This window comes from Streptomyces catenulae (assembly GCF_000718015.1).
Classification (GTDB): Bacteria; Actinomycetota; Actinomycetes; order Streptomycetales; family Streptomycetaceae; genus Streptomyces; species Streptomyces catenulae.
Map to the genome: position 1 here is coordinate 22,183 of NZ_JODY01000022.1, position 14,231 is coordinate 36,413.

Below are 14,231 nucleotides of genomic sequence, written 5' to 3' on the forward strand. Positions count from 1 at the left end.
CCGGCCCCGGGCTTCCACCGGCGACCGCGCCCCGCGGCACCCCGCCCTCCGGGGAGCCGGTGCCCCAGGTCACCCGCCCGTCTGCGTACGATCCGCCTCCGGCGGGTGTGCCGGGCGCAGGCCCACAGCAGCTCCCCGGCGAGGGCCGCGAGCGCCACCGCAACAACCATCCACACCCTGTGGACAACTTCCGCGCTCACACCGGCACCCCTTCCGTACGCCGGGCCGACGGCGCCGCGCCCTCCGGTGTCAGGCCGCATCGGGCCCCGGCCCGCCGCCCGGTGGGCCGGTCCGCCGACGCCACGCGCCGCCGACCGCCTCCCTGCCGTTCCCCGGTGGGCGGCAGCGCTCCGGCGACGATGCGGGCCGTCCAGGCGACACCGGCCCACTCCAGGAGCCCGCCGATGGCCAGGCAGACCCAGCCGAACGGGGTGTGCAGCAGGACCCGCAGGGGGTCGGCGCCGAGGGCCGTCCCCATCAGCAGTCCGCAGGCGGGGAGCAGCGCGAGCATCAGCGCCGTGGCGCGTGGGCCCGCCAACTGGGCGTTCAGCTCGTCCCGTTGATCGCGCCCCGAGCGGAGCGCCGCGGCGATGCGTTCCAGCCCGGCGGCCAGACCGGCGCCGCCCTCGACCGCGACCCGCCAGCACGCCGCGACACCGTTCAACCCGTCGGCGCCCGGCAGGACCGCGGCGGCGCGGAGCGCCCGGGGCACATCGCCTCCGTACCGGGCGGCGGCCAGGATCGCGGAGCCCGCGTCGCCCAGCTCCGGCACCCCGGCGGCGAGGAGCGCGCGGTTCGGCTGGCGTCCGGCACGCAGTTCGGTCGCGACGGTCGCGCAGAGCGTGATCACCGCTGCCGCGCGCCGGTCCCGCGCCCGCGCCGCCTGCCGCGCCGCCAGGACCCGGCGCACCACGAACACCGCCCCCAGGGAGGCGAGCACCGGCAGCACCGATCCGCCCACCACCGCGAGCAACAGCCCGCCCGGCAGACACCACAACTCCCGCCCCACGCCCGGCCACGACAGCCCCGACCTCGCCCAGGGCCCACCGCTCCACCATGGGGCGTCCGTCTCCCGCGGGCGCACCGGGAGCGGCCACGCGCCCCCGAGCCGCCTACGGGTGGCCGTCGACGAAGCGCCCGTTCCGGCCTCCGCGGCCAGCCACCGGACCCTGCGCCGCCCCTCCCGCCACCGGGCCACCGTCGGCCACCCGGCCGTGCAGGCCCACCACACCACCGCTGCCACCACCACGGAAGCCAGCACCTCGTCCCCCGTCATCGCGCCCCCTCCGTCCGTGCTCCCACCGGGCCCCCGACCGGCCGGATGCGCTGCCCGCCCCGTTCGCAGAGCCGCGCCAACCGGCCCCAACCGTCCGCCGCGACGAAGCCGTCCGGGCTCCACAGGGCGGCCGGTCCGGTCACCACGAAGCCGTCGCGGTCCCGTTCCAGGACGTGGATCTCGGCGATCCGCCGCCGCCCTTCCCGGTCCCGTACGAGATGCAGCACCACCGACAGCGCGGCGGCCAACTGACTGTGGAGGGCGGCGCGGTCCAGTCCGGCGGTGGAGCCGAGCGCCTCCAACCGGGCGGGGACGTCGCAGGCGGCATTGGCGTGGATCGTGCACGAGCCGCCCTCGTGGCCGGTGTTGAGGGCCGCCAGCAGGTCGGTCACCTCCGCACCGCGCACCTCGCCGACGACCAGCCGGTCCGGCCGCATCCGCAGCGCCTGGCGGACGAGGTCCCGCAGCGTCACCCGGCCGACGCCCTCCTGGTTCGCCGGGCGGGTCTCCAGCCGCACCACATGGGGGTGGACCGGCCGCAGCTCCGCGGAGTCCTCGGCCAGCACGATCCGCTCGGCCGGTCCGACCAGCCCGAGCAGCGCGCACAGCAGCGTCGTCTTGCCCGAGCCCGTACCGCCGCTGATCAGGAAGGACACCCGGGCCGCGAGCAGCGCCCGCAGCAGTGCGTCGCCGCCCGGCGGCACCGTCCCGGCCGCCACCAGCTCCGCCAGGCCGAAGACCCGCGGCCGCAGGACCCGGAGCGACAGACAGGGCCCGCCCACCGCCACCGGGGGCAGCACCGCGTGCAGCCGGGTGCCGTCCGGCAGCCGGGCGTCCACCCAGGGCCGGGCGTCGTCGAGGCGCCGTCCGGCCACCGCCGCCAGCCGCTGGGCGAGCCGCCGCACCTCGGACGCGTCCCGGAAGCGCACCGATGTCCGCTCCAGCCCGCCGCCGCAGTCCACCCACACCTCGTCAGGGCCGGTGACCAGGACATCCGTCACCTCGGGCGCGGCCAGCAGCGGCTCCAGCGGGCCGCTGCCCACCATCTCGGACCGCAGCGCCGCCACCACGCCCAGCACCTCCGCGTCCCCCAGTACCCGGCCCTCCTCCCGCAGGGCGAGCGCCACCCGTGCCGCCGTGGGCTCCGCCCCCGCCTCCGCGAGCCGCCGCCGCACCGCGTCCAGCAGGACGTCACTCATCGCCGTCCCTCCCCGCGTCCCGCAGCGGTCCCGGTGCCCCGCCCGCCTCGGGCAACGCGCGCTCCCAGAACGCGGCGCAGAACCGGGCGAGCGGTCCGCGGGCGCGGGCCCCGGGCGGGACACCCCTGGCCGTGCCGTCAACGGGCTCGGGATCCCACGGCAGTTCGCCCAGCAGCGGCAGGTCCACAAGGGCGGCGATCTCCTCGTCGCCCAGCCCGGTCGCCGCGCCGGGTACGCCCCGGACGACGACCCGCAGATCCCGCGGCATCCCTGCCGTACCGGCCACCACCCGGCGGGCGGCGGCCACCGCGCGCAGCTCCGCGGGCACCACCAACAGCCCCAGATCCAGCTGGTCGAGCGCCTCCGCCACCGCGTCGTCGACCCGGCGCGGCAGGTCCACCACCACGACCCCGCCACGTCGGCGGGCCGCCGCCAGCACCGCCCGCATCGCCGCGGGCGCGATCGCCACCTCGGCGCCGCGGTCCCAGCTGAGCACCCGTAAGGAGTGCGCCCGGGGCAGCGAACCGGCCAACGCCCCAGAGGCGACCCGGCCACGGGACTCCCGGAACGCCGGCCAGCGCAGCCCCTCCTCCCGCTCGCACCCGAGGAGGACGTCGAGACCGCCGCCCAGCGGATCGGCGTCCACCAGCATCGTCCGCAGCCCCTTGCGCGCCGCCGTCACCGCGAGGGCGCAGGCCAGGGTGGACGCCCCGGCGCCGCCGCGACCGCCGAGGACGCCGACGGTGAGCGCGGCGGGTCCGGTGCCCTCGACCGCGTCGGCGATCCGGTCGGCGAGCCACCGCTCCCCCTCGGGCAGCGTGATCACCCGCTCCGCGCCCAGGTCCACGGCGAGCCGCCACACCTCGGCCCGGTCGGCGTCCCGTGCGACGAGGACGACGCCGTCGCGGCGTCCCGCCCCGCGCAGCCGCGCCGCGCAGTCCTCCCCGACGACCACCAGCGGCGCCTGCGGCCATGCCCCGCGCGAGGGCAGATCCGGCCGGGACTGCGGCACCGCACCCGCCGCGGCGCAGAGCCGCACGAGGTCGTCCAGCAACTGCTCGTCCTCGGTGACGAGAAGCGGTCCCGGACGCTCCTCGTCCGTTACGCCGACCTCGCCGGTCACCCTGGATCCAGACATGTGCCATCCCCCTTGTCGCCTCGCGTACCGCTCTTCCGCGCTGTCGCGGACTTTTAGCGTGGGGCGATCGGGAAATCCGCGGGGATCTTGGTCAAAACCTGTGGACAACTCCGCGTTGTGAATATTCCCGTCACCTATTCCGGCGAGCAGGCGCCTGCCGCGCGGCGGATTGGTGAGCATCCACAGAGCAGCCCGACGGATACGAAGAGTGACCGGCGAGGTGCGTCGGCCGCGCGGGCACGGCGGCGCGAAGAAGAGGGGGAAAGGAGAGCCGCGCCCCGGCCGGATGTCGAGAAATGCATCCGGACATGCGACGACCCCCGCCGGGGGGGAGAGCGGGGGTCGTCTTCCTCGGCCGACTCGGGGGGGGGAGGAGCCGGACCGGGTTAGCACGGTCGCGAACGATCCGTGACTTCCATGGTGTACCCGAGAGCCTTCTCAAGCAAACCCACGCGCAGTCCTTACCCCCGAATGGAGGGAGCCTATGCTCGGCCTGTGGAAAACCCCTCCGTGCGCCACTCGATGCCCCGTACCGCCGCCTTCTTCGACCTCGACAAGACGGTCATTGCAAAGTCCAGCACGCTGACGTTCAGCAAGTCCTTCTACCGTGGTGGCCTGATCAATCGCCGGGCCGCGCTGCGTACCGCATATGCGCAGTTCCTGTTCCTCGCGGGCGGCGCGGACCACGATCAGATGGAGCGGCTGCGCGCCTATCTCTCGTCGCTGTGCCGCGGCTGGGACGTCGCGCAGGTCCGCGAGATCGTCGCCGAGACGCTCCACGATCTGATCGACCCGATCATCTACGACGAGGCGGTCTCCCTGATCCAGGAGCACCATGCGGCCGGTCGTGACGTCGTGATCGTGTCCACCTCGGGCGCGGAGGTCGTCGAGCCGATCGGCGAACTGCTGGGCGCCGACCGGGTGGTGGCGACGCGGATGGCCGTCGGCGAGGACGGCCGGTTCACCGGCGAGATCGACTACTACGCCTACGGGCCCACCAAGGCGGAGGCGGTGCGGGAGTTGGCCGCGACCGAGGGGTACGACCTCACGCGGTCGTTCGCGTACAGCGATTCGGCGACGGACGTGCCCATGCTGGAGGCCGTCGGGCGGCCCTTCGCCGTCAACCCGGACCGGGCGCTGCGCCGGGAGGCGGCCGCCCGAGAGTGGCCGGTGCTGTCCTTCAGCCGCCCGGTGCCGCTCACCCGGCCGCTGCCCGCGCTGCCCTCCCGCCCGGTGCTCACCCTGGTCGCGGCGGTGGGCGCGGCGATGGTCGGCGCGAGCCTGGTGCGATACGCGGCGCGGCGGCGCCGGAGCCACCCGGCCTGAGCGGCGGGGCACCGAGGGCGGAAACCCCGAGGCGCCCCGGTCCCGGCCCGGAATATCCCCTGACGCCTTCGCGGCCGAACCCCGGAGATCTCCCGGAAAGGCGGCGCCGAGCCGGTGGAATCCCCCGGCGGCGGGGCATCGTATATCCGACGGACCGCCATCCGCTTTACCCTTGTTGCCCGTTATTGAAGGCAAAAGTAAAGATCTGAGGTGAAGGGTTCCCCTTGTCCGGGGGCTGGGGTACAAAGGAATCACGGCCCGCGAGACCAAGGACGTCCGAGAGGATCACCTGAAACGCAGCAAGGCCCACGGACCGATGCATGAATGCCGCGCACCCACGCGACGCCGACCCGTCGATTACGGGCCAGCCGCACCAGGCGACGGACAGAGTTCTCCGGCCTGATGGGCAAAGAATGTGCACGCATGGTCACGCGGCGGACGTGCCAGCGGCGGTACGTATCAGCACCACGTACCGCCGCAACTCCTGTCCGGGCCCGACCACCGGCGCCGGGAATCCCGGCACCGGCAGGACCGCCCGCGTGATTCAGGCGGCGCCGCGCTGCAACGCCTCGCAGACCGCCGTGGACTCCCGGACACCCAGCTCCACCGCGCGCCCGCAGTGCGCGATCCAGGCGGCCACCCCGTCGGGCGTACCGGAGACGTACCCCTCCAACGCCGCCGCGTAGGCCGCCCGGCCCTGTTCCGCGTGGCCGACCTCGGCCGGGCAGATGGACTTGGGGTCGAGACCGCTGCCGATCAGCACGATGCGCTCCGCGGCGCGCGCGACCAGGCCGTTGTGCGAGCCGAAGGGGCGCAGCGCCAGCAGTTCGCCGTGGACCACGGCGGCGGTCACCAGCGCGGGCGCCTCGCTGCCCGCGAGCAGCAGCCGCGCCAGGCCGTCCAGCCGCCCCGCGACCTCGTCCGCGCCGGGCAGCGGCAGTTCGATCAGCGGCTCGTCGACGCCCTCCCCGGCCAGCCGGGGCCGCCCGACGGTGTCGTCCGCGCCGCCGCCACCGGCCGCCACCAGGTGCAGCCGCGCCAGCACCCGCAGCGGCGACTGCCGCCACACGCTGAGCAGTTGGCCCGCCTCGGCGATCAGCCGCAGCGCGGCGCCGACCGTCGCCGGTTCGCCGTCCGCGCTGAAGTCGGTGCGCCGCCGGACCTCCTCCAGCGCCCAGTCGGCCCCGGCGAGCGCGGCGGAGCCACGCGCTCCGCGCAGCGCCGCCTCGGAGGTGACCTCCACGCTGCGGCGGCGCATGATCCGGTGCCCGTAGAGCCGGTCCACGCCCTTGCGTACGGAGTCCACCGCGTCGACGACGCCCGGGAGCGATGCGAGGGCCGCCAGCGGATCGGCGCCCGCCTGCGGGGTTTTCGGGGCCGTACCCCGGGTGTCTGCAGCCATGGGCACGACCCTACGCACCAAGGGGCCACGCCCCCCGATGGAGTGGTCTTCTTCACGTGGGCTTCTCACTGAGCGCGATAAGCAGATTACTGTTGGTGAACATGAAGATCGCTTTCGTAGGAAAGGGCGGCAGCGGCAAGACCACCCTGTCCTCCCTGTTCATCCGCCATCTCGCGGCCGCCCGCGTCCCCGTGATCGCGGTGGACGCCGACATCAACCAGCACCTGGGAGCCGCGCTGGGCCTGGACGACGCGGCCGCCGCCGCGCTGCCCGCGATGGGCGCCCAGCTGCCGCTGATCAAGGAGTATCTGCGCGGCAGCAATCCGCGTATCGCCTCCGCCGAGACGATGATCAAGACGACGCCTCCCGGTGACGGCTCGCAGCTGCTACGCGTCGGCGGCGACAACCCCGTCTACGACGCCTGCGCCCGCACGGTGCCGCTCGACGACTCCTCGGTACGGCTGATGGCCACCGGCCCGTTCACCGAGTCCGACCTGGGCGTCGCCTGCTACCACTCCAAGGTCGGCGCGGTCGAGCTGTGCCTGAACCACCTCGTGGACGGCCGCGAGGAGTATGTCGTCGTCGACATGACCGCCGGTTCGGACTCCTTCGCCTCCGGGATGTTCACCCGCTTCGACATGACCTTCCTGGTCGCCGAGCCGACCCGTAAGGGCATCGCCGTCTACCGCCAGTACAAGGAGTACGCGCGGGACTTCGACGTCAGCCTGAAGGTGGTGGGCAACAAGGTGCAGGGCCCCGACGACCTGGCGTTCCTGCGCGCGGAGGTGGGCGACGACCTGCTGGTGACAGTCGGCCACTCGGACTGGGTGCGCGCCATGGAGAAGGGCCGCCCGGCGCCCTTCGCCGAACTGGAGGACGTCAACCGCCGCGCCCTGGAGACTTTGCACAGTGCCGCCGACGCCACGTACGCGCAGCGCGACTGGCAGCGCTACACCCGTCAGATGGTCCACTTCCATCTGCGGAACGCGGAGAGCTGGGGAAACGCGAAGACCGGTGCGGATCTCGCCGCGCAGGTCGACCCGGCATTCCTGCTCTCCGAGGGAGCGGCGACGCCGCAGCCCGTCTGATCCACCACCGGCGGTGGCGACCACGCCACCGCCGGCCGCACCCGATCCCGCCTTTTCCGGCTGCCGTCCAACGCATACCGCTTTACCGGAAGAAACCCTTCAGGGCCAGAACTCACCGAAACAGGTGAGAGAAAAGCAAGGCGGCGCCTCTTTCGTTCACCCGTCAGAGCGAATATGTAGTTCACTTGCGCGAAAATACTTCTCTTGCTCTTTACGCGACATTACGCTCCATTTACTGAACACGGAGAGTGACCGAGCCCCGCCGTACGCGACGCTCCACCGACCGGCTCGCGCCTCCACAGCGCCACCGCGGCCCGCACGCCGCACCGCCCCGAGGAGCCGCACATGTCGCAGACCGAGCAGCAATCCCCCCGCCCGCACGCCACCCACCATCCGCACGATCCGCCACCCGGCACCGGACGGCGCACCGCCCTGCGCGCGGACCTCGCCGCCTTCCTGGCGCTGCGCCGCCTGGCGCGCACCCGCGTCACGGTCACCGAGGAGGAGGGGTGCCAACGGGTCCGGGTCAGCGGCCAGTTGACGTTCCTGGCGGTGCCCCGGCTGACGCGGGCGCTCGCGCGGGTGCCGGAGCGCTCCGACGCCGTCGTCGAGTTGGGCGGTTCGTTCATGGACCATGCGGCGTACGAGGCGCTGCGGTCCTGGTCGGCGGGGCATCGGGCGCGCGGCAGCCGGGTCACCCCGGTCGGCCGGTCCGGGATGCCGCTCCTGGATCCGGCGGGCGCCCACACCTGCCGCCCCTGGACGCCCTGGCGCAACCACCACTGCACCCGCCCGGGGCCCGAGGAAGCCGGGTCCGGGGTCGCCGGGAGCCGGTTGTGGGGCGGGGTGAGCGCCTTCCAGCGGCACACCGCGCCGCTGGTGCGCGAGGAGCTGTCCCGGCTGGCGCGCGAGGGTCAGCGCCCCACCCAACTCTTCCTGACCTGCTCGGACTCCCGGCTGGTCACGAGCATGATCACGTCCAGCGGCCCGGGCGACCTCTTCACCGTCCGCAACGTCGGCAACCTCATGCCGCCGCCCGGCGCGGACGCCGCCTGCGACTCCGTGGCCGCGGCCGTCGAGTACGCGGTCGAGGTCCTGCGGGTCGACTCCCTCACCGTCTGCGGGCACTCCGGGTGCGGCGCGATGAAGGCGCTGCTCACCTCCGCCGAGCGGGGCGGGCCCGCCGAGGTCCCCGGGAAGCCCCTCGACCCGACCGCGCTGGAGCGCTGGCTGCGGCACGGCGCCCCGAGCCTGGCCCGGATGACCGGGGCGCCCGGCCGCCCCGCCGACGACACCGCGCTGAGCGGTCGCCCGGTGGCCGACGCGCACGAACGGCTCGCGCTGGTCAACATCCGTCAGCAGCTGGACCATCTGCGGGCGTACCCATGTGTGGCCCGCCGGGTGGCGGACGGCTCGCTCACCCTCCACGGCATGTATTTCCATGTCGGCGAGGCCCAGGCGTACGTCCTGGACGAGGTCGGCGGGCGGTTCTGCGCCGTACGCGCCGAAGCCGCTCCGATACCGGCCTGACCTGCAAGCTTTACAGGTCTACACCAATTTTTCCCGGCAACCCTTGTCAGGGCGTACCGCGGGCTGATGAGCTATGACCCGGGACACACCGCACGCCCTGGGAATGGGAGATGTCGTGAGCAACGAGAGCAGTCTGGCCAATCTTCTCAAGGAGGAACGGCGGTTCGCACCCCCCGCCGAGCTGGCCGCGCACGCCAACGTCACGGCAGCGGCGTACGAGCAGGCGGCGTCGGACCGGCTGGCCTTCTGGGCGGAGCAGGCCAAGCGCCTGAGCTGGCAGACGCCGCCCACCCAGACGCTCGACTGGTCGAACGCGCCCTTCGCCAAGTGGTTCACCGACGGCAAGCTCAACGTCGCGTACAACTGCGTGGACCGGCACGTGGAGAACGGTCTGGGCGACCGCGTCGCGCTGCACTTCGAGGGCGAGCCCGGCGACAGCCGCGCCATCACCTACGCCGAGCTGCAGCGCGAGGTCTCCAAGGCGGCCAACGCCCTGACCGAGCTGGGCGTCGCGGCAGGTGACCGGGTCGCGCTGTACATGCCGATGATCCCGGAGACGGTCATCGCGATGCTGGCCTGCGCCCGCCTGGGCGCCCCGCACTCCGTCGTCTTCGGCGGCTTCTCCGCGGACGCGCTGGCCACCCGTATCCAGGACGCCGACGCCCGCGTCGTGATCACCGCCGACGGCGGCTACCGCCGCGGCAAGCCCTCCGCCCTCAAGCCCGCCGTCGACGAGGCGCTGACCAGGCCCGGCACCGAGAACGTCCGCAACGTCCTCGTCGTCCGCCGCACCGGCCAGGACACCGCCTGGACCGAGGGGCGCGACCTGTGGTGGGACGAGACCGTCGGCCGCCAGAGCGACCGGCACACGCCCGAGGCGTTCGACGCCGAGCACCCGCTGTTCATCCTCTACACCTCCGGCACCACCGGTAAGCCCAAGGGCATCCTGCACACCACCGGCGGCTACCTCACCCAGGTGGCCTACACCCACCACGCCGTCTTCGACCTCAAGCCGGAGACCGACGTCTACTGGTGCACCGCCGACGTCGGCTGGGTGACGGGCCACTCGTACATCACCTACGGTCCGCTGGCCAACGGTGCGACGGAGGTGCTGTACGAGGGCACGCCGGACACCCCGCACCAGGGCCGCTGGTGGGAGATCGTCCAGAAGTACGGCGTCACGATCCTCTACACCGCGCCCACCGCGATCCGCGCCTGCATGAAGTGGGGCGACGACATCCCCGCCAAGTTCGACCTGTCGTCGCTGCGCGTCCTGGGGTCGGTCGGTGAGCCGATCAACCCCGAGGCGTGGATGTGGTATCGCAAGCACATCGGCGCCGACAAGGCTCCGATCGTCGACACCTGGTGGCAGACCGAGACCGGCGCGATGATGCTCAGCCCGCTGCCGGGCGTCACCACCACCAAGCCCGGCTCGGCGCAGCGGCCACTGCCCGGCATCGCCGCGACCGTCGTGGACGACGACGGACGCGAGGTGCCCGACGGCGCCGGCGGCTACCTCGTACTGACCGAGCCGTGGCCGTCGATGCTCCGCACCATCTGGGGCGACGACCAGCGCTACCTCGACACGTACTGGTCGCGCTTCGAGGGCAAGTACTTCGCGGGCGACGGTGCCAAGAAGGACGAGGACGGCGACATCTGGCTGCTGGGCCGGGTCGACGACGTCATGCTCGTCTCGGGCCACAACATCTCCACCACCGAGGTGGAGTCGGCGCTGGTCTCGCACCCGAAGGTCGCCGAAGCCGCGGTGGTCGGCGCCACCGACCCGCAGACCACCCAGGCGATCTGCGCCTTCGTGATCCTGCGCGGTTCAGCGGACGCGGAGGACGAGTCGCTGGTCGAGGAGTTGCGGGCGCATGTCGCGCAGCACCTCGGGCCGATCGCCAAGCCGAAGCGGATCATGCCGGTCGCGGAGCTGCCCAAGACCCGCTCCGGCAAGATCATGCGCCGTCTGCTGCGGGACGTCGCCGAGAACCGCGACCTCGGTGACGTGAGCACGCTCACCGACTCCTCCGTCATGGACCTGATCCAGGCGAAGCTGCCCGGCGCGGCCAGCGACGACTGATCCCGGCGCGGCGACCGCCGCATCCGGCCCGTGGGGGCACCGGCGAGACGGCCGGTGCCCCTGCCGCGTTCCCGGCCCCGGCGGGCGGCGCGAGCCCTCCGTCATGTCCGTAAAGTGAAGAACGCCCCGCGGCACCTTGCACCCGCCCGGTACAGTGGGAGCGGCGTCAAGAAAACGCCAAGATCTCAGGGTGCGCCGGGAAGTCTGGTCGGCAACTGCCACAGCCGTTGCCGAAAACGCCGGAGGTCAGCCCCCGTGAGCGCACCCCAGAATCGCCGTTCCCTCTTCCTCGGTCGGCTGCCGCTGCCGGAACGGAATTTCCTCACCAACGCGCTCCGCACCGAGACGGTCGGCGGCGTCCTCCTTCTCATCGCCGCCATCGCCGCGCTGATCTGGGCAAACGCCTTCGGCGACAGCTACGAGGCGGTCCGCGGCTTCCACCTCGGCCCCGCCTCGCTCGGCCTCAACCTCTCGCTGGAGCACTGGGCGGCCAACGGCCTGCTCGCGATCTTCTTCTTCGTCGCCGGTATCGAGCTGAAACGCGAACTCGTCGCCGGTGAGCTGCGCGACCCCAAGGCCGCCGCGCTCCCGGTGATCGCCGCGCTCTGCGGTATGGCGATGCCCGCCCTCGTCGACCTCGTCGTCAACGGCATAGGCCACGGCTCGCTCGACGGCTGGGCGGTCCCCACCGCCACCGACATCGCCTTCGCGCTGGCCGTCCTCGCCGTCATCGGCACCTCCCTGCCGTCCGCGCTGCGCGCCTTCCTGCTCACCCTCGCCGTCGTCGACGACCTCTTCGCCATCCTGATCATCGCGGTCTTCTTCACCTCGCAGATCAACTTCCTGGCGCTCGGCCTCGCCGTCGTCGGTCTGGGCGTCTTCTACCTCCTGCTCCGCAAGGGCGTCCGCGGCTGGTACGTCTACGTGCCGCTGGGCGTCGTCATCTGGGCGCTGATGGAGAACAGCGGTGTGCACGCCACGATCGCGGGCGTCGCGATGGGCCTGATGCTGCGCTGCGCCCCCCGCGAGGGCGAGACCCACTCCCCCGGTGAGCACATCGAGCACCTGGTCCGCCCGCTCTCCGCAGGTCTGGCCGTGCCGCTCTTCGCGCTCTTCTCCGCCGGGGTGGCCGTCTCCGGCGACGCCGTCCGCGAGGTCTTCACCCGCCCCGAGACCCTCGGCGTGGTCCTCGGTCTCGTCGTCGGCAAGACCCTCGGCATCTTCGGCGGTACCTGGCTGACCGCCCGCTTCACCCGCGCCCGGCTCAACCCCGACCTCAAGTGGCCCGACCTCTTCGCCGTCGCCACTCTCGCCGGTATCGGCTTCACGGTCTCGCTGCTCATCGGCGAACTGGCCTTCGGCGACAACCCGGCGCTCGCCGAGGAGATCAAGGCGTCCGTCCTGCTCGGCTCGCTGATCGCGGCCGGTTGCGCCACCATCCTGCTCAAACTCCGCAACAACAAGTACCGTGCCCTCCTCGCCGAGGAGGAGCGCGACGAGGACCGGGACGGCATCCCCGACGTCTACGAGGAGGGCGACCCGGCGTACCACCTGCGGATGGCGGCGATGCTGGAGGCGAAGGCCGCGGAACACCGGCGGCTTGCCGAAGTGGCCTCCGGCGCCGAGCCCGGGGACGATGGTCCGGCATGATCTGAGAGGCTTTGCCTACGCAGCAGACATAAGGGAGACGGCGATGAGTTCAGCCGACGACGGCGCAGACCGCAGCCTCGGCCAGTTGGTGGCGACGGCCACCGCCGAGTTGTCCGCACTCGTGCACGACGAGATCGCACTGGCCAAGGCCGAACTGCGACTGGACGCGAAGCGGGCGGGCATCGGCGGCGCCGGGTTCATCGTCGCCGGTGTGCTGATCCTCTTCGCGCTGCCGGTGCTGAGCTTCGCGGCGGCGTACGGCATCCACAACCTCGGCCTCGGTCTGGCCTGGTCCTTCCTGATCGTCGGCGGCGCGTTCATCGTCATCGCGCTGCTGCTGGCCCTGATCGCCCTGGCCAAGATCAAGAAGATCAAGAAGCCGGAGAAGTCGATCGCCTCCGCCAAGCAGACCGCGGCCGTCCTCCAGAACGCCAAGCCGCACCCCCGCCCGGAGCCCGCGGACCACCCGGTCCTGGAGTCCGTGACACGCACCTCGGCATGACGGTCCCCGACAGCACCGCACCGGTCGTACGCCCCGACGGTCCCTGGACGCACCGGGACGTCGCGGCGAACGGCGCCCGTTTCCACATCGCGGAGATGGGCGACGGCCCGCTGGTGCTGCTGCTGCACGGCTTCCCGCAGTTCTGGTGGGCCTGGCGGCACCAGCTGCCGGCGCTCGCCGAGGCGGGCTACCGCGCCGTCGCGATGGACCTGCGCGGCGTCGGCGGCAGCGACCGCACCCCGCGCGGCTACGACCCGGCCAACCTCGCCCTCGACGTCACCGGCGTCATCCGCTCCCTGGGCGAGCCCGACGCCGCGCTCGTCGGCCACGACCTGGGCGGCTACCTCGCCTGGACGGCGGCGGCGATGCGGCCGAAGCTGGTGCGCCGCCTCGCCGTCGCCTCGATGCCGCACCCACGGCTGTGGCGCCGCGCGATGCTCGCCGACGCCCGGCAGACCCGGCGCAGCGCCCACATCTGGAGCTTCCAGCGGCCCTGGCTGCCCGAGCGGGCGCTGGTCGCCGACGACGCCGCCCGGGTCGGCGAGATGCTCCACGACTGGTCGGGCCCGCAGCCCCCGGACGAGGACGCCGTCACCGTCTACCGGCGGGCCATGGGCATCCCCTCCACGGCCCACTGCTCCATCGAGCCGTACCGCTGGATGGTCCGCTCGCTGGCCCGCCCCGACGGTCTGCAGTTCAACCGCCGGATGAAGCTGCCGGTACGCGTTCCGACGCTCCATCTGCACGGCTCGCTCGACCCGGTGATGCGCACCCGCACCGCCGCGGGCTCCGGCGCGTACGTCGAGGCGCCGTACCGCTGGCGGCTCTTCGACGGGCTCGGCCACTTCCCCCACGAGGAGGACCCGGTGGCGTTCTCCACGGAGCTGGTCAACTGGCTCCGGGACCCCGAGCCGGACCGCTGACGGAGCCCGCCCGGCACCCCGGAAGCGGCCCGGCGAACCGGGGACGAACACGGCGGTGACGGGTGGCCAATTGCCCGCCGCATAGGCCGATTGGCGGGCCGCCCGGCGGTTACG

General features: G+C 73.0%; 10 protein-coding genes and 1 pseudogene. 7 read left to right on the forward strand and 4 right to left on the reverse strand.

Translation table 11 applies throughout. The features are described 5' to 3' along the window. Positions 1-196: 196 nt before the first annotated feature. From IF23_RS0119495 to ssd, 3 genes are read right to left on the reverse strand one after another with little or no spacing between them, the layout of a single operon-like run. A complete protein-coding gene (locus IF23_RS0119495; protein WP_245655033.1) occupies positions 197-1,276 on the reverse strand; it encodes a type II secretion system F family protein in 1,080 nt (359 codons plus the stop codon). After that, positions 1,273-2,475 (reverse strand): TadA family conjugal transfer-associated ATPase, encoded by a 1,203-nt coding sequence (locus IF23_RS0119500; protein ID WP_051739714.1) that lies wholly within the window; start codon positions 2,473-2,475, stop codon positions 1,273-1,275. The genes IF23_RS0119495 and IF23_RS0119500 overlap by 4 nt, the downstream gene beginning before the upstream one ends. After that, on the reverse strand, positions 2,468-3,613 hold the full coding sequence (gene ssd / locus IF23_RS0119505; RefSeq protein WP_051739715.1) for a septum site-determining protein Ssd: 1,146 nt from the start codon (positions 3,611-3,613) through the stop codon (positions 2,468-2,470). Before ssd ends, IF23_RS0119500 begins: the two co-directional genes overlap by 8 nt. 471 nt (positions 3,614-4,084) lie before the next feature. On the opposite strand from ssd, the gene IF23_RS0119510 reads away from it, so the two are divergent. Then, on the forward strand, positions 4,085-4,939 hold the full coding sequence (locus IF23_RS0119510) for an HAD family hydrolase (RefSeq protein ID WP_030285392.1): 855 nt from the start codon (positions 4,085-4,087) through the stop codon (positions 4,937-4,939). 544 nt (positions 4,940-5,483) lie between these two features. Here IF23_RS0119510 and IF23_RS0119515 read toward each other — a convergent pair. After that, positions 5,484-6,341 (reverse strand): Fic family protein, encoded by an 858-nt coding sequence (locus IF23_RS0119515; protein WP_051739716.1) that lies wholly within the window; start codon positions 6,339-6,341, stop codon positions 5,484-5,486. Positions 6,342-6,442: 101 nt separating this feature from the next. On the opposite strand from IF23_RS0119515, the gene IF23_RS0119520 reads away from it, so the two are divergent. The 6 genes and pseudogenes from IF23_RS0119520 to IF23_RS0119545 all read left to right on the forward strand — a co-directional run bounded on the left by IF23_RS0119520 (position 6,443) and on the right by IF23_RS0119545 (position 14,117). Further along, the gene (locus tag IF23_RS0119520; protein ID WP_030285395.1) at positions 6,443-7,429 is read left to right on the forward strand and encodes an ATP-binding protein; all 987 of its coding nucleotides are present in this window, start codon (positions 6,443-6,445) and stop codon (positions 7,427-7,429) included. Between the two features lie 444 nt (positions 7,430-7,873). Continuing rightward, positions 7,874-8,959, forward strand: a pseudogene (locus IF23_RS0119525) (carbonic anhydrase); the annotation flags it as partial. Between the two features lie 115 nt (positions 8,960-9,074). Beyond that, complete coding sequence (gene acs / locus IF23_RS0119530) at positions 9,075-11,042, forward strand: acetate--CoA ligase (protein WP_030285399.1); 1,968 nt, start codon at positions 9,075-9,077, stop codon at positions 11,040-11,042. Between the two features lie 255 nt (positions 11,043-11,297). After that, positions 11,298-12,692 carry a Na+/H+ antiporter NhaA gene (gene nhaA, locus IF23_RS0119535; protein WP_030285402.1) on the forward strand — a complete coding sequence of 465 codons (1,395 nt, stop codon included), beginning with the start codon at positions 11,298-11,300 and terminating at the stop codon, positions 12,690-12,692. A gap of 43 nt (positions 12,693-12,735) precedes the next feature. Then, positions 12,736-13,194: a phage holin family protein gene (locus IF23_RS0119540; protein WP_030285404.1), complete on the forward strand. Its 459-nt coding sequence runs from the start codon at positions 12,736-12,738 to the stop codon at positions 13,192-13,194. Continuing rightward, positions 13,191-14,117 carry an alpha/beta fold hydrolase gene (locus IF23_RS0119545; RefSeq protein ID WP_030285405.1) on the forward strand — a complete coding sequence of 309 codons (927 nt, stop codon included), beginning with the start codon at positions 13,191-13,193 and terminating at the stop codon, positions 14,115-14,117. Before IF23_RS0119540 ends, IF23_RS0119545 begins: the two co-directional genes overlap by 4 nt. The last annotated feature ends 114 nt before the right edge of the window (positions 14,118-14,231 follow it).